The sequence below is a fragment of the Pseudomonas sp. Irchel s3b5 genome (genome assembly GCF_900187435.1).
GTDB lineage: Bacteria > Pseudomonadota > Gammaproteobacteria > Pseudomonadales > Pseudomonadaceae > Aquipseudomonas.
Genome location: NZ_FYDY01000009.1, coordinates 81174 through 99836, shown reverse-complemented (window position 1 = coordinate 99836; position 18663 = coordinate 81174). Strand labels below are relative to the sequence as shown.

The following is an 18663-nucleotide window of genomic DNA, read 5'->3' as shown; positions in this document are numbered from 1 at the left end:
TTCGAGGAAACGCACTGCCCATGAATGCCGCAAAACGCCTGGAAATTTTCCGCAGATTGCATGAAGACAATCCGGAACCGAAGACCGAACTGGCGTATTCGTCACCGTTTGAATTGCTGATCGCAGTGATTCTTTCGGCGCAATCGACCGATGTCGGCGTCAACAAGGCCACCGCCAAACTGTTCCCGGTTGCCAATACCCCGGCAGCCATCCATGCCTTGGGGGTCGAGGGGTTGTCGGACTACATCAAGACCATCGGGTTGTACAACAGCAAAGCGAAAAACGTGATCGAAACCTGTCGCATGTTGGTCGAGCTTCACGCCGGCGAAGTGCCACAAACCCGTGAGGAGCTGGAAGCGTTACCCGGTGTCGGTCGCAAAACTGCCAACGTGGTGCTCAACACCGCATTCCGCCAGTTGACCATGGCCGTCGACACGCACATCTTCCGGGTCAGCAATCGCACCGGCATTGCACCGGGCAAGAATGTCGTGGAGGTCGAGAAAAAACTGATGAAGTTCGTACCCAAGGAATATCTGCTGGACTCCCATCACTGGCTGATCCTCCACGGCCGCTACGTTTGCCTTGCTCGCAAGCCCCGCTGTGGCAGTTGCCGGATCGAGGACTTGTGCGAATACAAGCACAAAACCTCGGACGATTGAGGCGCTATTGGGATTATCTGATTGTCGATTGAAAAAATCTTTTTTACCCGCCGGAGGATTGTCGATATAAGGAGCGCCAAAGGCCTTCTTAGCCTGGAGTAGCTAAATGAGTAATGGCAAAGAGCAATTGGACGTCGAAGAAGACTTCACCGCCGCCGAGACTGATGACGTTGAACCGGTGGTTGAAGTAGCGAAAACCAATCTGAGCAAACGCCGCACCATCGACAATCTGCTGGAGGAGCGCCGACTGCAAAAGCAATTGGCCGATTACGATTTTGACTTATGACACCTGAAAAGCCTCCCGAAACGGAGGCTTTTTACTGAGCGCCCCCTTGATAGCCCGCACCTTCTCGCCCGTCATGCGATGCTGCCGTCACACCAGGCCATTGCGCTGCGCCAACTCAATAAGATCAACCAAAGAACGAGCATTGAGCTTCAACAGCAGGCGAGTCTTGTAAGTGCTGACGGTTTTATTGCTGAGGAACATCCCGTCAGCAATCTCTTTGTTGGTCTTGCCTCGGGCCAATTGCTGCAAGACCATCATTTCCCGCCCCGACAAACGATCCACCATATCGGCTTCGCTGGCGTTCCCCAAACTGGACCGTACGGTATGCAAGGCTTGATTGGGAAAATAACTGTAGCCTGACAGTACAGCTTTGATTGCACTAAGCAACTCGGTCAGGTCCTGTTGTTTGCATACATATCCCGCAGCGCCCGACTGCATGCAGCGCATGGAAAAGTGACCCGGCGCCTGAGACGTCAGTATCAGCACTTTCATCGGCATCGCTGTCGACGATAAACGTGCAATAACTTCCAGGCCATCCAACTTTGGAATTCCAATATCCAGAATGACGATGTCCGGCATAAGTTCACGAGCGAGTTGCAATGCATCCACGCCGTTATCGGTTTCCCCAATAACTTCGTAACCATGACGTTCCATCAGCATACGCACCGCAAGACGAATGACGGGGTGATCATCCACGATCAGCACTTTATTCATGGGCAAGTCCAATTTTCGCTGTTCGAATTTTTAGAGCCCGCACAATAGCCTAGTCGTTTCACCCATGGCATGTCGGCCTTCCCGGGCACCTGCACCAAGAGACATTCCCTACAAACATCACGGATTTTTCTTACAAATAAACCTCGAACAGAATGAAATGAAAACTGTATCCGGGAGGTGGCAACGCACCTTTCAATAGTTTTTTGTATCGCCCTATAACAGGATTCACCCAGCAACAAGATCCAACAGCCGTTATTCGAACGCTACGCTTTCTATCGCCAGGTCAAAAGTAACGGCTATTTGCACAATCAACATTCTCACCAGAAATATCATACATCAATTGTCCGTTTACTCTTACAGCAAAAAATCGCCAATGACCGATTATTAATATAACGACCCAACCGCATCAAGCACTATAAAAACACCATCAAACACAAAGCACTCCTCACACTTCAATATTTCAGTCATTCTGCAAAAACCAACCTTAATAAATTACGAGAACAGATATTCAAACATGAGAAAAGAACATGATAAAACCTCAAAAAAAAATCACCAACCCAATGACTATTATTGCGATATTCGCAGTTCTGTCAGAAAGCTCCGCAGCGGTCTCCTTGCCTTTCCTCGAGCAGGAGGAAAAAGAGCTCTATGTCTGGTTTTTAATCAGCTTTCCGTTTTATTTACTTTTATTGTTTTTCGCCACACTCAACTTTAACTATCGATCGCTCTATGCCCCGTCCGATTTTGAAAAAGGAAAGCACTTCATGAAAGCCATGGTGGACACGGAGCACTCGGGAAAAACGTCAGCAAAAGGGTCGAATCATCAAAGTATTCCGAACACGTCGAGTGGCGGCCAATGCGTTAGGTCGCCCGACCTTGCACCCGCTTCAAGACCTCGGGTGGGTTTGCAAACGCTCTTTTCTGTTCAGCACCACATACAGCTTCCCGAGCATGTAAAAGACCTTTACATCATCGATGCACGTTACGCGAACAGAAAAAATGAGCTCTGCGCTTTATTGGAAAATGTCCAGAATTCACAGGAAAACCTGACAAGCATGGTGTTGTTTATCACGTGTAACGAACCGGAGGCTCTACTGAAAGCTGTCGCGCTTAAACATTCAAGACAGGCAAAAAAACGCAACGCAACATTCTATGTTGCTTACGACTTGAGCTCTCATGGATTGACGATCATGGATCAAGAGGGACCACAGGCTCACGGCAGCAAGCCTTGACGGGATATTTCACCGCGGCGAGGAGAACAACAGGAAGGATTCAACAGAAAAACGTGGTATCGCAATTCAGGACCAAACGCCCCTCTTTCGGAGATGCGGCCCCGTCGTGGACGAGGCCGCATATCCCATCACGATCTCAAAGGTCTCAGAAAAGCTTCCGGCCTTTGTTTGCAGCAATGCGCATGCGCAAGGCGTTGAGCTTGATAAAGCCCGCCGCATCGGCCTGGTTGTAGGCGCCGCCATCTTCTTCGAAGGTGGCAATGTTGGCGTCGAACAACGACTCTTCGGACTTGCGACCGGTGACGATCACGTTGCCCTTGTACAGTTTCAGGCGCACAACGCCGTTCACGTGGGCCTGGGACGCATCGATCATCTGTTGCAGCATCAGACGCTCGGGGCTCCACCAGTAACCGGTGTAGATCAGGCTGGCGTACTTAGGCATCAACTCGTCTTTGAGGTGAGCGACTTCGCGGTCCAGAGTGATCGATTCGATTGCACGGTGGGCGCGCAGCATGATAGTGCCGCCTGGGGTTTCGTAGCAGCCACGGGACTTCATGCCCACGTAACGGTTCTCGACGATGTCCAGACGACCGATACCGTGTTCGCCACCGATACGGTTCAGGGTCGCCAATACGGTGGCCGGAGTCATTTCGACGCCGTCCAGCGCGACGATGTCGCCGTTGCGGTAGGTCAGTTCCAGGTACTGCGGCTTGTCGGGAGCGTTCTCCGGGGAGACGGTCCAGCGCCACATGTCTTCTTCGTGCTCGGTCCAGGTGTCTTCCAGCACGCCGCCTTCATAGGAGATGTGCAGCAGGTTGGCATCCATCGAGTACGGGGATTTTTTCTTGCCGTGGCGCTCGATCGGGATCGCATGCTTTTCGGCGTAGTCCATCAGCTTCTCGCGGGACAGCAGGTCCCACTCGCGCCAAGGAGCGATCACTTTCACACCTGGTTTCAAGGCGTATGCGCCCAGTTCGAAACGAACCTGGTCGTTGCCTTTACCGGTGGCACCGTGGGAAATGGCGTCAGCGCCGGTTTCGTTCGCGATTTCGATCAGGCGCTTGGCGATCAACGGACGAGCGATGGAAGTACCCAGCAGGTACTCGCCTTCGTAAACGGTGTTGGCGCGGAACATCGGGAACACGAAATCACGCACGAATTCTTCGCGCAGATCGTCGATGTAGATTTCTTTTACGCCCATGGCCTGTGCCTTGGCGCGGGCCGGCTCGACCTCTTCGCCCTGACCCAGGTCAGCGGTGAAGGTCACTACTTCACAGTTATAAGTATCCTGCAGCCACTTGAGGATCACCGAAGTGTCCAGGCCGCCGGAATACGCCAGAACGACCTTGTTTATGTCCGCCATGCCATCACTCCACGGGGTTCTACGGAAAGCCGTGAAGTCTACCGCTCATGCAGAATAATTTACAGTGGCGCGACAGCTTATGACGACGAAGCGACAGAACATGTCGAGAGCGCGACCATGACCAATCGGTCAGGAAGTTGCCGAAGTGCTCGCTTTCGTAGTTTGCGGGGCTACCTGTTCCGGTGGTGCTCCTCGCTCCAGTCGAATCGCTACCCGACGGTTTTTCGAGCGGTTGGCGTTGTTGCTGTTCGGTGCCACCGGATAACGCTCACCATGGAAACGCAGGGTGATCTGCGACTCCTGGATACCGTTGGCCTTGAAGAAATCCATGACCGCCAGTGCCCGGCGTCGTGACAGGTCCCGATTGGTCAGGCGGTTGCCGCTGTTGTCGGAGTGGCCATCGAGTTCGATGTGATTGACCGTCGGATCGGCCTTCATGTACTCCAGCATCACCAGCAATCTGGCCTTGGCGGCTGCATCCAGATCGACACCGCCACCGGGAAAGCCGATTTCGGACCGTTTCACTTGATCAAAATTCTGCGGCAATAGCTTCGCCACACACCCTTGGTAGTCGACGAACGCCTTGTTGAACTTGACTGGTAACAGGCGCACTTCAGACACGCGGCCATCACCTGCAGAATGCCGTACTACCGGACTGCGACCATCAATCAGGCCGCTGATCAGCCGTCCGGCCTGAACCTGCGAACTGTTGAACAGCACATTGCCGCTGCCGATTCTGACGGAGCCGAGGTTGATGTCTCCACGACCCGGCTGCCACGGCGCTGCGGCGGCCAGCAGGGTGGCCGAGCCACCGCCCAACATTGCGTTATAGGCATTCAGACGAAACGTTGCCTGCTCGCCAGCGCGGCGCACGAACTGTCCCGAGCCGAAATCGGTGATCGGCTGAGTCAGTCGGCACTCGAACTTGTCGCCTTCGACCGTCCACTCGATGCTCTCCATACGCGTCTGGAAAGTGAGCGCCATCGCGGGAAGGCTGGCAAATACGCTGAGCAAGGCTAAATAACGCTGGCGCACGGGAGGCTCCACTGGCTTCTACAACAAAAAGACCGACACACAGATGTTTACGGCATACCTGTTGGATATCGGAAGCTTCCAGCAAAACTTGATAGCGAGTGCCTGCAAGAGTCTTTTCCGGTAGCATTCCCTTCAGTTTGACCCGCCTGGAATCCCCTCATGTCCGACCGCCTGACCCTGCTGCGTCCCGACGACTGGCACATTCATCTTCGCGATGGTGCCGTGTTGACCAATACTGTCGCGGATGTCGCGCGCACCTTTGGTCGCGCCATTATCATGCCCAACCTGGTCCCTCCGGTCCGCAACGCGGCTGAAGCCGACGGCTATCGCCAGCGGATTCTCGCTGCCCGCCCGGCTGGCAGCCCGTTTGAACCACTGATGGTCCTGTACCTCACCGACCGCACCCAGCCCGAAGAAATTCGCGAGGCCAAGGCCAGCGGTTTCGTTCACGCCGCCAAGCTGTACCCGGCCGGCGCAACCACCAACTCGGATTCTGGCGTCACCAGCATCGACAAGATTTTCCCTGCGATCGAGGCCATGGCCGAAGTCGGGATGCCGTTGTTGATCCACGGTGAAGTCACCCGTGGCGACGTCGACGTGTTCGACCGCGAAAAAATCTTCATCGATGAACACATGCGTCGTGTGGTCGAGCGTTTCCCGACCCTCAAAGTCGTGTTCGAACACATCACCACCGCTGACGCCGTGCAGTTCGTCAATTCGGCTTCGGCCAACGTTGGCGCAACCATCACCGCGCATCACTTGCTGTACAACCGCAACCACATGCTGGTGGGCGGGATTCGGCCGCACTTCTATTGCCTGCCGATCCTCAAGCGCAACACGCACCAGGAAGCCCTGCTCAACGCCGCCACCAGCGGTAGCGAGAAGTTCTTCCTCGGTACCGACTCGGCGCCCCACGCCCAGCACGCCAAAGAAGCCGCTTGCGGTTGCGCCGGTTGCTACACCGCCTACGCAGCAATCGAGATGTATGCCGAAGCCTTCGAACAGCGCAATGCGCTGGACAAGCTCGAAGCGTTCGCCAGCCTCAACGGCCCGCGCTTCTATGGTCTGCCGGCGAACACCGACCGCATTACACTGGTCCGCGAAGAATGGACCGCCCCAACCAGCCTGCCATTTGGCGAGCTGACCGTTATCCCGCTGCGCGCCGGTGAAAAACTGCGCTGGCGCCTGCTGGAGGAACACGCGTGAGTGAAGACCATTTCGACGACGAACAGGAAGGTCAAGGCGGTGGCGGCGGTTCCCGTCACCCGATGGCCGCACGGTTTCGTGGCTACCTGCCAGTTGTCGTCGACGTAGAAACCGGTGGTTTCAACTCGGCCACCGACGCCCTGCTGGAAATCGCCGCGACCACCATCGCGATGGATGAAAAGGGCTTCGTTTACCCTGATCACACCTACTTCTTCCGTGTCGAGCCGTTCGAAGGCGCGAACATCGAAGCGGCAGCGCTTGAGTTCACCGGGATCAAACTCGACCACCCGCTGCGCATGGCGGTGAGTGAAGAATCGGCGCTGAACGATATCTTCCGTGGCGTGCGTAAAGCGCTGAAAGCCAACGGCTGCAAACGGGCGATCCTGGTCGGGCACAACAGCAGCTTCGACCTGGGCTTCCTGAACGCCGCCGTTGCGCGCCTGGACATGAAACGCAACCCGTTTCATCCGTTCTCCAGCTTCGATACCGCAACGCTCGCCGGCCTCGCTTACGGCCAGACCGTACTGGCCAAGGCCTGCCAGGCAGCGGACATTGACTTCGACGGTCGCGAGGCTCACTCAGCTCGCTATGACACCGAGAAGACCGCCGAGCTGTTCTGCGGCATCGTCAATCGCTGGAAACAGATGGGCGGCTGGGAAGACTTCGACGATTGATCTGGCTTGTCTGTAGGAGCGAGCCCGCTCGCGATGGTCGTCAACGATGACGCTGGGAGCCTGATACCCAGCGGCGCTCTCAAGCCCATCGCGAGCAAGCTTGCTCCTACAGAGAACACAAAAAACGCCCATAAAAAAACCGGCCTCGAAGGCCGGTTTTTTTGTACCTGGAGCGTGCCTTACAGAGCGGCAGCGTGCTCGGTCAGGTAAGCCGCAACGCCTTCTGGCGAAGCGTTCATGCCTTTGTCGCCTTTCTTCCAGTTGGCAGGGCAGACTTCGCCGTGCTCTTCGTGGAATTGCAGAGCGTCGACCAGACGGATCAGCTCTTCCATGTTACGGCCCAGCGGCAGGTCGTTGATGATCTGCGAACGGACAACGCCTTTGTCGTCGATCAGGAACGCGCCACGGAAAGCAACGCCGTCAGCGGACTGAACGTCGTAGGCCTTCATGATGTCCTGCTTGATGTCAGCAGCCATGGTGTAGCGAACCTGGCCGATACCGCCATTGTTCACTGGAGTGTTGCGCCATGCGTTGTGGGTGAAGTGCGAATCGATCGAAACAGCGATCACTTCAACGTTGCGGGCCTTGAAATCAGCCATGCGGTTGTCCAGAGCAATCAGCTCGGACGGGCAAACGAAGGTGAAGTCCAGCGGGTAGAAGAACACCAGGCCGTATTTGCCTTTGATGGCCGAGGACAGGGTGAAGCTGTCAACGATCTCGCCATTGCCGAGTACGGCCGGTACGGTGAAGTCAGGGGCTTGTTTGCCTACGAGTACGCTCATTGGATATCTCCTGGTGTAATAGCGTGAAGAACAAGGTTCGCACCAGCCTGCCACCCTCAGGCGACAGCCCTGTGACACGAACCCGAGTCGCAAAGACCGGCCATCATACACCGCGTGTTTGACCTGTCTTAGCTGTTTTTGTCCTCGACGCTAAAATCCACACAGACGGCTCGTCACCATTTTTCAGAAACAAACCGTTCGTCAGTCACCTGCCCTTATGACCATAAGTGCTCAGAAACCACTTTGACAATCATTCTCGTTAACATTAAGATCCATCGCAATCGAGACATAAACAAGCGACGGTCTTCTCTTATGTATGTTTGCCTCTGCACTGGTGTCACCGACGGTCAAATCCGCGATGCGATCTATGAAGGATGCTGCAGCTACAAGGAAGTCCGCGTGGCCACCGGCGTTGCCAGTCAATGCGGTAAATGTGCCTGCCTCGCCAAGGAAGTGGTTCGCGAAACGCTGACCAAACTGCAAACGGCTCAAGCAGCGATTCCCTTTCCTGCAGAATTTACAGCCGCCTAAATACCGAATTCCAAAGAACCGGACTCATGTCCGGTTTTTTTATGCCCGAAAATCAATCAGTTATGCGCTAGACGCGGAACAAAAACATTCTTATTCCGATTAATTTTCATATAAGTTTCAATAACTTAGGTTTGACACTATTAAATGCGCGGCCCAAACTCTGACAATTAGACAGTTAATACAGGGCAGGACCCCATCATGAAAGGCGACGTTACAGTCATCCAGCATCTCAACAAGATCCTTGCCAATGAACTGGTCGCGATCAATCAATATTTCCTGCATGCGCGCATGTACGAAGATTGGGGTCTGAACAAGCTCGGCAAACACGAGTACCACGAATCCATCGACGAGATGAAGCACGCGGACAAGCTGATCAAGCGCATTCTGTTCCTTGAAGGCCTGCCGAACGTCCAGGACCTGGGCAAGCTGCACATCGGTGAACACACCAAGGAAATGCTTGAGTGCGACCTGCGCATCGAGAAAACCGGCCACGCTGACCTGAAAGTCGCCATCGCTCATTGCGAAACCGTCGGCGACTTCGGTAGCCGTGAACTGCTTGAAGATATCCTTGAGTCAGAGGAAGAACATATCGACTGGCTGGAAACCCAACTGGGCCTGATCGATAAAGTAGGTCTTGAAAACTATCTGCAATCGCAGATGGGCGAAGACGAATAACGTCGTACCGCTAATCTCGATGCAATAAAAAGCCCCGCACTCTTTTGAAGAGACGGGGCTTTTTTGTGCCTGCTGCTTTTACTGTAGGAGCGAGCTTGCTCACGATGGTGGTCAACGATAACGCGGGGAGTCTGATTCCCCGCGGTGTTCTTGAGTCCATCGCGAGCAAGCTCGCTCCTACATAAAGCCAAATCAGGCTTCGGACTTGTTGGCAGCAGCGGCTTCAACAGCGGCCTTGATGGTGGTTTGCAGCGAACCGTCTGCAGCCATCTCGGTCATGATGTCGCTACCGCCGACCAGCTCACCGCCAACCCACAGTTGCGGGAAGGTTGGCCAGTTGGCGTATTTTGGCAGGTTGGCGCGGATTTCCGGGTTCTGCAGGATGTCCACGTACGCAAACTTCTCGCCACACGCCATCACGGCCTGCGCAGCTTTCGCGGAGAAGCCACACTGCGGGGCATTCGGCGAGCCTTTCATGTAAAGCAGAATGGTGTTATTGGCAATCTGCTCTTTAATCGTTTCGATGATATCCATGGAGCACCTCGGCTGAACTTTCCGACTCACGGGTCGGCACGGTGGCGCATTGTAACGGAAAGCCGAGCCCCCTGCTCGGTCTCTCCGTCAGACTAAATCACGCCGCGACCACTGTCACCGGCACACCGTTGAGCGCCGCGTTCCCGGACAACTCGTCCAGTTGGCATTCGTCCGTGAGGTCATTGGCGCTGGAACCCGGCTGACTGCTGGCAATCGCCATTTGCACGCCAGGTCGGGCATGACCCCAACCGTGCGGCAGGCTGACCACACCTTTCATCATGTCCAGACTACCGAGCACTTCGACCTCGATCACGCCAACCCGCGAACTGATCCGCACCCGCTGCCCGTCATTAAGCCCGCGACTGGCCAGATCGTCCGGATGCATCAGCAACTGATGACGCGGCTTGCCCTTCACGAGGCGATGATAGTTGTGCATCCACGAATTGTTGCTGCGTACGTGGCGTCGACCGATCATCAGCAACTCATCGGCAGCCGGTGCCTGCAAGGCGGCGAAGCGTGCCAGGTCGGCAAGGATCGCGGCAGGAGCGGCCTGGACTCGCTGATTGGCGGTTTTCAGGCGTGACACAAGGTTGGGCTTGAGCGCACCCAGATCGACACCATGGGGATGATCGAACAAAGTATCCAACGACAGCTTGTGCGCCGACGCGTCTCCATACATCCCCATGCGCAGTCCACGATCGATCATTTGCGCCGGAGCAATGGTAGGTTTCAGCTCCTTGTTGGTTCGAGCGGCGAACGCCTTGGCCAGCCCGACGAAGATTTCCCAGTCGTGCAGCGCGCCTTCAGGTTTGGCGAGGATTGCGCGGTTGAAGCGGCTGACGTTACGCACCGCAAACATATTGAACGTCGTGTCGTAATGATCGTTTTCCAGCGCCGAGGTGGACGGCAGGATCAGGTCGGCATAACGCGTGGTTTCATTGATGTACAGATCGATACTGACCATGAATTCCAGACCATCGAGCGCCTGTTCGAGTTTTCGGCCGTTGGGTGTGGACAGCACCGGGTTGCCCGCCACGGTGATCAGCGCGCGGACCTGCCCTTCCCCTTCAGTAAGCATTTCCTCGGCCAGCGCCGACACCGGCAATTCACCCGCATATTCCGGGCGACCTGACACCCGACTCTGCCACAGATTGAAATGCCCGCCCGATGTCGAGGCCACCAGGTCCACCGCCGGCTCGGTGCACAACGCACCGCCAACGCGGTCGAGGTTGCCGGTGACCAGGTTGATCAACTGCACCAGCCAATGGCACAGCGTGCCGAAGGCTTGGGTCGAAACCCCCATGCGGCCGTAGCAAACCGCGCTCGGCGCTGCAGCGAAGTCTCGCGCCAACTGGCGGATTTGCACGGCCGGCACGGCGCACAGTGGGCTCATGGCTTCAGCGGTGAAGGTGGCGATAGCCCCACGCACGTCATCCAGACCGTCCACCGGCAAATGGCTGTCGCGGGTTAGCCCTTCTGCGAACAGGGTGTTGAGAACACCGAACAACAAAGCCGCATCGCCACCGGGGCGTACGAACAAATGCTGATCGGCAATGGCAGCGGTTTCGCTGCGACGCGGGTCGACCACCACCACTTTGCCACCCCGGGCCTGAATCGCTTTCAAGCGTTTTTCCACATCCGGCACCGTCATGATGCTGCCGTTCGAGGCCAGCGGGTTGCCGCCGAGAATCAGCATGAAGTCGGTGTGATCGATATCGGGGATCGGCAACAGCAAGCCGTGGCCGTACATCAAATGACTGGTCAAATGATGGGGCAATTGGTCGACCGAAGTGGCGGAAAACCGGTTACGGGTTTTCAGCAGGCCGAGAAAATAATTGCTGTGGGTCATCAACCCGTAGTTATGCACGCTCGGATTGCCCTGATAGACCGCCACAGCGTTCTGCCCGTGATGTTCCTGAATGACCGCCAGGCGCTCGGCGACCAGGTTGAACGCCGCTTCCCACTCGATGGGCTGCCATTCGTTGCCCACCCGCTGCATGGGCTGATGCAGGCGGTCCGGATCGTTCTGGATGTCTTGCAGTGCGACAGCCTTGGGGCAAATGTGCCCGCGACTGAAGGTGTCAAGCGGATCACCCTTGATCGAAGTGATCTGCACTTTGCCGTCTTCGGCCTGGGTGGTTTCGATGGTCAGGCCACAGATGGCTTCACACAGGTGACACGCACGGTGATGGAGAGTCTTGGTCATGGCCAGTCTCTGTCTTGTTCTGGGCGGGCAATGTTTGCCTCGGGAGCAAAACTATGGCGCCAGACCTGCCACCGCGCCAGCGACGTTCGTCTTGTGAATCGGCGGCTATCAGGACAGCCGATGACCGTTGGTAAGCGTCGGACCAAAGGTCAGAAAACAACCGCCAATTGCACCCTCCCCGCCTCGTTTGATTGCCAAGCCCCGAGAGGCCAGTGTACAAATGAGCCGCTGCTGTCAGGAAACAGGCTTCAAAAGCGCTACTGCGGTGATCCCTTAGCCCCTCTGAAATCCCCTAAAACTGTAGCCCTATTGGTAAGACGCGACATTTAATTATAAGATCGCGCCTTCCCCTATTTCGTCGCCCCGTGCGGCTTACGCCGCAGGTCTCGCCCGTTGTTCCGTTAAACAAGGCTTTGAGCATCTGCGGTTTGTAGCAAAAAGGTAGTCAATGATGAGCGCAAGGCACTTTCTCTCCCTGATGGATTGCACGCCCGAAGAGCTGGTCAGCGTGATCCGTCGAGGCGTTGAGCTCAAGGACCTGCGTAACCGCGGCGTACTGTTCGAGCCCCTGAAAAACCGCGTGCTCGGGATGATTTTCGAGAAGTCCTCGACCCGCACCCGCATCTCGTTCGAAGCCGGCATGATCCAGCTCGGCGGCCAGGCGATTTTCCTGTCGCCCCGTGACACCCAACTGGGCCGTGGCGAGCCTATCGGCGACTGCGCCATCGTCATGTCGAGCATGCTCGACGCGGTGATGATCCGTACCTTTGCCCACAGCAACCTGACCGAGTTCGCGGCAAACTCCCGTGTGCCCGTGATCAACGGCCTGTCCGATGACCTGCATCCGTGCCAGCTGCTGGCCGACATGCAGACCTTCCTCGAACACCGCGGCTCCATCCAGGGCAAGACCGTGGCCTGGATCGGCGACGGCAACAACATGTGCAACAGCTATATAGAAGCGGCGATCCAGTTCGACTTCCAGCTGCGCGTTGCCTGCCCGGAAGGCTACGAGCCCAATCCTGAATTCGTGGCCAAGGCCGGTGACCGGGTCACCATCGTGCGCGATCCGAAGGACGCCGTGCGCGGCGCCCATCTGGTGAGTACTGACGTCTGGACCTCCATGGGCCAGGAAGAAGAAACCGCCAAGCGCCTTCAGCTGTTTGCACCGTACCAGGTGAACCGCGCCCTGCTCGACCTGGCCGCGCCGGACGTTCTGTTCATGCATTGCCTGCCCGCACACCGAGGCGAAGAGATCAGCGTCGACCTGCTCGATGACAAACGCTCGGTGGCTTGGGATCAGGCAGAAAACCGTCTTCACGCACAAAAGGCCCTGCTCGAATTTCTCGTCGAGCCGGCGTATCACCACGCATGAGCCAGCCATTACTGTTGAACCTGCGAAACCTCGCCTGCGGCTATCAAGACCAGCGCGTGGTGCAGAACCTCAACTTGCATTTGAACGCCGGTGACATCGGTTGCCTGCTCGGCTCTTCGGGCTGCGGCAAGACCACCACCCTGCGGGCGATTGCCGGCTTCGAACCGGTGCACGAAGGTGACATCCAGCTCGCCGGCGAGACCATTTCCAGCGCCGGTTTCACCCTCGCGCCGGAGAAACGTCGGATCGGCATGGTGTTCCAGGACTACGCGCTGTTTCCACACCTGAGCGTGGCCGACAACATTGCCTTCGGCATCCGCAAACATCCGCAAAAGGATCGCGTGACCGAAGAGTTGCTGGAACTGGTCAACCTCAAGGGCCTCGGCAAGCGCTTCCCCCATGAGCTTTCCGGTGGTCAGCAGCAACGCGTCGCCCTGGCCCGCGCTCTGGCGCCGGAGCCACAATTGCTGTTGCTCGACGAGCCGTTTTCCAACCTCGATGGCGAGTTGCGCCGCAAGCTAAGTCACGAGGTTCGCGACATTCTCAAGGCCCGTGGCACCAGTGCGATTCTGGTGACTCACGACCAGGAAGAAGCCTTTGCCGTCAGCGATCATGTCGGTGTGTTCAAGGAAGGTCGCCTGGAGCAATGGGATACGCCCTACAACCTGTATCACGAACCGCTGACGCCATTTGTCGCCAGCTTCATCGGCCAGGGTTACTTCATTCGCGGCCAGTTGAGCAGCCCGGAGTCGGTGCAGACCGAGTTGGGTGAACTGCGCGGAAATCGCGCCTACACCTGGCCCGTTGGTGGCGCCGTGGACGTGTTATTGCGTCCGGACGACATCGTTTATGCGCCAGACAGCGCACTGAAGGCGCTGATTGTTGGCAAATCGTTCCAGGGTGCATCGACCCTGTATCGCTTGCAGCTGCCAACCGGCGCGCAGCTGGAATCTATCTTCCCGAGCCATGTCGATCGTCAGGTTGGGGCGCAAGTGGGCATTCGTGTCGTAGCAGAACATCTGGTGTTGTTCCAGGCGTCCGGCAGCACGGCGGCGCAGATTCCGGCAATCGAATCCGGTGTCCGGCGGTACAGCACCACCAACTGAACACACCCAATCCCTGTAGGAGCGAGCTTGCTCGCGATCGCGGCATCAGATTCAACAGCGATGTTGACTGACCCACCGCTATCGCGAGCAAGCTCGCTCCTACAATGGACCTGTGTCAGCCCAACATCAGGGTTCCGCTGGCCACCAACGTCGCATTCCCGCCAATACTCACCCGATCGCCTCCCAGTTGACAGAACAGCTCCCCGCCCCGGGCCGAACACTGGAAAGCCGTCAGACTCGACTTGCCCAAACGCTTCGACCAATACGGAATCAGCAGGCAATGGGTTGAACCCGTCACGGGATCTTCATTGATGCCAATCGCCGGTGCGAAATAGCGTGAGACGAAATCGTGCTGGCTGCCCCGCGCCGTCACGATGGCGCCCAACCACGGCAGTTTCGCCAGAGCAACTATGTCCGGTTTACAGTCGAGCACGGCTTGTTCGGATTCCAGCACCACGAACAATTCATTCGAAGCCAGCACTTCGATGGCTTCCACGCCCAAAGCACGCTCGACCTCCAGGGTCTCGGCCACTGGCGACGGCAGGATGGCCGGAAAATCCAGCCACAGGCGGCCACCCTCCCGCGTCACACTCAATGGACCGGACTTGCAGATGAAATCCAGACGCTCGACCGGCTCTTGATAGATCTCGAACAGCACGTGGGCGCTCGCCAGGGTCGCGTGACCACACAGCGGCACTTCGGTAGTCGGCGTAAACCAGCGGATGTGCCAGACCTGCCCCTCGCGCACCACAAACGCCGTTTCAGCGAGGTTGTGCTCGGCGGCAATTTTTTGCATCAAGTCATCGGCGAGCCAGGTGTCGAGCCGATAGACCATTGCCGGGTTACCACTGAAAGGTTGATCGCTGAACGCGTCGATCTGATGGAACTCAAGCTGCATAACCTTCTCCCTTTGTCAGGCAACCGAGCATGAAGCCGCTCTAAAGATGGCACCAGTGACAGAGCACACTTATTTCCACCATACAGCGGCAACGAAGCCCTTCAAACCCGGCCAATTTCCGCGAACTTCGCCTGGGTATGCTCGGCGAGCACCGCGGGGGCCAATTCAACTTCCAGACCGCGCCGGCCTGCACTGACATAAATGCTGGCAAACGGCTGGGCCGAATTGTCGATAAACGTGCGCAGGCGCTTCTTTTGCCCCAGCGGACTGATGCCGCCCAGCAGGTAGCCGGTGGATCGCTGTGCCGCCGCCGGGTCGGCCATTTCAACTTTTTTCACGCCAGCCGCCTGAGCCAACCCCTTCAAATCCAGCGTTCCTACCACCGGGACAACCGCCACCAACAACTCCCCTTTTTCACTGGCTGCCAACAGTGTCTTGAACACCTGAGCCGGGTCGAGACCCAGTTTTTCCGCAGCTTCCAGGCCATAGGACGCAGCCTTCGGGTCATGTTCGTAACTGTGCACACGGTGTTCGGCCCGAACCTTTTTCAACAAATCCAATGCAGGGGTCATGAGACAGCTCCAGACGGGTCGGCAGATGAAAAACACTGCGCCGGATTCTAGGACATTGGTCCACAAAAGGCTCTATGGCGGCCTTGTTTCAGCTTGTCTACTTCGCACTCACGGCCATCCAGTCATTCGTTCATTCATGCGACGAATAGTTTTTTTGTGACCAATAGTTCACTTTCGACCTTTGACAGCAGTGTTTCTTGTCTATATTTTTTCGTTTCTGAAACTAAGCGAAACGTCCTACAGCAATACCCGGCAGTGAACCGCGACCAGGATGGGGATCCTGCCTCGGTGAAAAATGCGCTTCGACCACGATGGCAAAAAAGCGCCAGACAACAAAAACAACGAGGTTTCAATGACTACTGCTTTACAACAACCGTCGCTCTCGAGCCAATGCATGGCCGAATTCCTGGGTACGGCGTTGCTGATATTTTTCGGTACGGGTTGCGTTGCCGCCCTCAAGGTCGCGGGCGCCAGCTTTGGCTTGTGGGAAATCAGCATCATTTGGGGCATCGGTGTCAGCATGGCGATCTACCTGACCGCCGGGGTTTCCGGCGCGCATTTGAACCCCGCCGTCAGCATCGCGCTGAGCCTTTTCGCTGACTTTGAAAAGCGCAAATTGCCTTTCTACATTCTTGCCCAAGTCGCCGGGGCATTCTGTGGCGCCTTGTTGGTTTACACGCTTTACAGCAATCTGTTCTTCGATTTCGAACAAACCCATCACATGATTCGCGGCAGCCAGGCCAGCCTTGAACTGGCGTCGGTATTTTCCACTTTCCCGAACCCTGCGCTGACCACCACCCAGGCGTTTCTGGTCGAGGTGATCATCACTGCCATCCTGATGGGCGTGATCATGTCCCTGACCGACGACAACAACGGCCTGCCAAAGGGCCCAATGGCGCCGCTGCTGATCGGCCTGCTGATTGCCGTGATCGGCAGTTCGATGGGGCCGCTGACCGGTTTCGCGATGAACCCGGCACGCGACTTCGGACCAAAGCTGATGACTTTCTTCGCTGGCTGGGGTGAAATTTCCTTCACTGGCGGACGCGATATTCCGTACTTCCTGATTCCGGTATTTGCGCCGATTGTCGGTGCCTGCCTGGGCGCCGCCGCCTATCGCGGGTTGATTGCCCGCCATTTGCCGAACGCCATACCTGCTACAAAGGATGTAACAACGGCCATTGACGGCAAACCAAGAACTTCTTGATACCGTTGGCGCGCAACACCTGCCCTTTTGATTGCGCGCCAGACTTCACTCCCTTATTTCGTCCAAGGCAATCGACATGACCGACATTCAGAATAAGAACTACATCATTGCCCTCGATCAGGGTACGACCAGCTCCCGCGCGATTATTTTCGACCGCGATGCGAACGTGGTCTGCACCGCCCAACGGGAGTTCGCACAGCATTACCCGCAAGCCGGCTGGGTCGAACATGACCCGATGGAAATCTTCGCCACCCAAAGCGCCGTGATGGTCGAGGCCCTGGCTCAAGCCGGCTTGCACCATGACCAGGTGGCTGCCATCGGCATCACCAACCAGCGCGAAACCACGGTGGTGTGGGACAAGAACACCGGCCGCCCGATCTACAACGCCATCGTCTGGCAGTGCCGTCGCAGCACGGAGATCTGCCAGCAACTCAAGCGCGATGGCCACGAGCAATACATCAGCGACACGACCGGCCTGGTCACCGACCCGTACTTCTCCGGCACCAAACTCAAGTGGATTCTCGACAACGTCGAAGGCAGCCGTGAGCGTGCGCGCAACGGCGAGTTGCTGTTCGGCACCGTCGACAGCTGGCTGATCTGGAAATTTACTGGCGGTAAGGTGCACGTCACCGACTACACCAACGCTTCGCGCACCATGCTCTTCAACATCCACACCCTGGAATGGGATGCGAAGATGCTGGAGGTGCTGGATATCCCGCGGGAAATGCTGCCGGAAGTTAAATCGTCCTCGGAAATTTACGGCCGTACCAAAAGCGGCATCGCCATCGGCGGCATCGCCGGCGACCAGCAGGCCGCCCTGTTCGGCCAGATGTGCGTCGAGCCCGGCCAGGCGAAAAACACCTATGGCACCGGTTGCTTCCTGTTGATGAACACCGGTGACAAAGCGGTGAAATCCCGACACGGCATGCTGACCACCATCGCCTGCGGCCCACGCGGCGAAGTGGCCTACGCGCTGGAAGGCGCGGTGTTCAACGGTGGTTCCACGGTGCAGTGGCTGCGCGATGAGTTGAAGATCATCAACGACGCCCACGACACCGAATACTTTGCCAACAAGGTCAAGGACAGCAATGGCGTGTACCTGGTGCCGGCCTTCACCGGTCTGGGTGCTCCGTACTGGGACCCGTATGCCCGTGGCGCATTGTTCGGCCTGACCCGCGGCGTGCGTGTGGATCACATCATCCGTGCAGCTCTGGAATCGATCGCCTACCAGACCCGCGACGTGCTCGATGCCATGCAGCAAGACTCCGGCGAACGCCTCAAGGCCCTGCGCGTGGACGGCGGTGCAGTGGCGAACAATTTCCTGATGCAGTTCCAGGCCGATATCCTTGGCACCCAAGTCGAGCGCCCGCAAATGCGCGAAACCACAGCATTGGGCGCCGCTTACCTGGCGGGTCTGGCGTGTGGCTTCTGGGGCAGCCTGGAAGAGTTGCGCGGCAAGGCTGTGATCGAACGTCAGTTCGAGCCAACCCTTGACGAAAAAGCGAAGGAAAAACTCTACGCTGGCTGGAAAAAAGCCGTCAGCCGAACCCGCGATTGGGCAGCTGAAGACGAGGCTGAATAAGCAAAGACGCTGACTCGTCTCTGTAGTAACTG

19 protein-coding genes are annotated in these 18663 nt (G+C 56.9%); 11 read left to right on the top strand and 8 right to left on the bottom strand.

The annotated features are described in order from the left end of the window. Nucleotides 1-20: 20 nt before the first annotated feature. The gene (nth, locus tag CKW15_RS12750) at nucleotides 21-659 is read left to right on the top strand and encodes an endonuclease III (protein WP_095057055.1); all 639 of its coding nucleotides are present in this window, start codon (nucleotides 21-23) and stop codon (nucleotides 657-659) included. Nucleotides 660-765: 106 nt separating this feature from the next. Beyond that, nucleotides 766-945, top strand: a complete 180-nt coding sequence (locus tag CKW15_RS12745; RefSeq protein ID WP_095057054.1) for a PA3496 family putative envelope integrity protein — start codon at nucleotides 766-768, stop codon at nucleotides 943-945. 87 nt (nucleotides 946-1032) lie between these two features. On the opposite strand, the gene CKW15_RS12740 is transcribed toward CKW15_RS12745, so the two are convergent. Beyond that, nucleotides 1033-1659, bottom strand: coding sequence for a response regulator transcription factor (locus CKW15_RS12740; RefSeq protein WP_095057053.1), 627 nt, complete (start codon nucleotides 1657-1659; stop codon nucleotides 1033-1035). Between the two features lie 527 nt (nucleotides 1660-2186). Between CKW15_RS12740 and CKW15_RS12735 the strand changes: the two genes are divergently transcribed. Next, nucleotides 2187-2891, top strand: coding sequence for a hypothetical protein (locus CKW15_RS12735; RefSeq protein WP_095057052.1), 705 nt, complete (start codon nucleotides 2187-2189; stop codon nucleotides 2889-2891). A gap of 145 nt (nucleotides 2892-3036) precedes the next feature. Here the strand turns inward: CKW15_RS12735 and CKW15_RS12730 are convergent, their stop codons facing one another. After that, nucleotides 3037-4254 (bottom strand): argininosuccinate synthase, encoded by a 1218-nt coding sequence (locus CKW15_RS12730; RefSeq protein ID WP_095057051.1) that lies wholly within the window; start codon nucleotides 4252-4254, stop codon nucleotides 3037-3039. A gap of 129 nt (nucleotides 4255-4383) precedes the next feature. Next, the gene (locus CKW15_RS12725) at nucleotides 4384-5289 is read right to left on the bottom strand and encodes an OmpA family protein (RefSeq protein WP_095057050.1); all 906 of its coding nucleotides are present in this window, start codon (nucleotides 5287-5289) and stop codon (nucleotides 4384-4386) included. 159 nt (nucleotides 5290-5448) lie between these two features. Between CKW15_RS12725 and pyrC the strand changes: the two genes are divergently transcribed. Beyond that, nucleotides 5449-6495, top strand: a complete 1047-nt coding sequence (gene pyrC / locus CKW15_RS12720; RefSeq protein ID WP_095057049.1) for a dihydroorotase — start codon at nucleotides 5449-5451, stop codon at nucleotides 6493-6495. Continuing rightward, nucleotides 6492-7169, top strand: coding sequence for a ribonuclease T (rnt, locus tag CKW15_RS12715; RefSeq protein ID WP_053155142.1), 678 nt, complete (start codon nucleotides 6492-6494; stop codon nucleotides 7167-7169). The genes pyrC and rnt overlap by 4 nt, the downstream gene beginning before the upstream one ends. A 179-nt stretch (nucleotides 7170-7348) precedes the next feature. On the opposite strand, the gene CKW15_RS12710 is transcribed toward rnt, so the two are convergent. Beyond that, nucleotides 7349-7951, bottom strand: coding sequence for a peroxiredoxin (locus CKW15_RS12710; protein ID WP_095057048.1), 603 nt, complete (start codon nucleotides 7949-7951; stop codon nucleotides 7349-7351). 312 nt (nucleotides 7952-8263) lie between these two features. Here CKW15_RS12710 and CKW15_RS12705 point away from each other — a divergent pair, with 312 nt between their 5' ends. Both CKW15_RS12705 and bfr read left to right on the top strand, forming a co-directional pair. After that, the gene (locus tag CKW15_RS12705; protein ID WP_008053520.1) at nucleotides 8264-8482 is read left to right on the top strand and encodes a bacterioferritin-associated ferredoxin; all 219 of its coding nucleotides are present in this window, start codon (nucleotides 8264-8266) and stop codon (nucleotides 8480-8482) included. A 198-nt stretch (nucleotides 8483-8680) separates the two neighbouring features. After that, the gene (gene bfr, locus CKW15_RS12700) at nucleotides 8681-9157 is read left to right on the top strand and encodes a bacterioferritin (RefSeq protein ID WP_008053519.1); all 477 of its coding nucleotides are present in this window, start codon (nucleotides 8681-8683) and stop codon (nucleotides 9155-9157) included. Between the two features lie 192 nt (nucleotides 9158-9349). Here bfr and grxD read toward each other — a convergent pair whose 3' ends face one another. Together grxD and CKW15_RS12690 are read right to left on the bottom strand one after the other, a co-directional pair. Continuing rightward, a complete protein-coding gene (gene grxD / locus CKW15_RS12695) occupies nucleotides 9350-9691 on the bottom strand; it encodes a Grx4 family monothiol glutaredoxin (RefSeq protein WP_034149018.1) in 342 nt (113 codons plus the stop codon). Nucleotides 9692-9788: 97 nt separating this feature from the next. Then, a complete protein-coding gene (locus tag CKW15_RS12690; RefSeq protein ID WP_095057047.1) occupies nucleotides 9789-11897 on the bottom strand; it encodes a molybdopterin oxidoreductase family protein in 2109 nt (702 codons plus the stop codon). A 451-nt stretch (nucleotides 11898-12348) separates the two neighbouring features. Here CKW15_RS12690 and argF point away from each other — a divergent pair, with 451 nt between their 5' ends. Continuing rightward, nucleotides 12349-13269: an ornithine carbamoyltransferase gene (argF, locus tag CKW15_RS12685; RefSeq protein WP_095057046.1), complete on the top strand. Its 921-nt coding sequence runs from the start codon at nucleotides 12349-12351 to the stop codon at nucleotides 13267-13269. Further along, on the top strand, nucleotides 13266-14375 hold the full coding sequence (locus CKW15_RS12680) for an ABC transporter ATP-binding protein (RefSeq protein WP_095057045.1): 1110 nt from the start codon (nucleotides 13266-13268) through the stop codon (nucleotides 14373-14375). The genes argF and CKW15_RS12680 overlap by 4 nt, the downstream gene beginning before the upstream one ends. A 115-nt stretch (nucleotides 14376-14490) precedes the next feature. Here the strand turns inward: CKW15_RS12680 and CKW15_RS12675 are convergent, their stop codons facing one another. Both CKW15_RS12675 and ybaK read right to left on the bottom strand, forming a co-directional pair. After that, nucleotides 14491-15273: a PhzF family phenazine biosynthesis protein gene (locus tag CKW15_RS12675; RefSeq protein ID WP_095057044.1), complete on the bottom strand. Its 783-nt coding sequence runs from the start codon at nucleotides 15271-15273 to the stop codon at nucleotides 14491-14493. Nucleotides 15274-15374: 101 nt separating this feature from the next. Further along, nucleotides 15375-15845 (bottom strand): Cys-tRNA(Pro) deacylase, encoded by a 471-nt coding sequence (gene ybaK / locus CKW15_RS12670; protein WP_095057043.1) that lies wholly within the window; start codon nucleotides 15843-15845, stop codon nucleotides 15375-15377. 352 nt (nucleotides 15846-16197) lie between these two features. Between ybaK and CKW15_RS12665 the strand changes: the two genes are divergently transcribed. Then, nucleotides 16198-17049 (top strand): MIP/aquaporin family protein, encoded by an 852-nt coding sequence (locus CKW15_RS12665; protein ID WP_095057133.1) that lies wholly within the window; start codon nucleotides 16198-16200, stop codon nucleotides 17047-17049. A 76-nt stretch (nucleotides 17050-17125) separates the two neighbouring features. Next, nucleotides 17126-18631, top strand: a complete 1506-nt coding sequence (gene glpK, locus CKW15_RS12660; protein ID WP_095057042.1) for a glycerol kinase GlpK — start codon at nucleotides 17126-17128, stop codon at nucleotides 18629-18631. The last annotated feature ends 32 nt before the right edge of the window (nucleotides 18632-18663 follow it).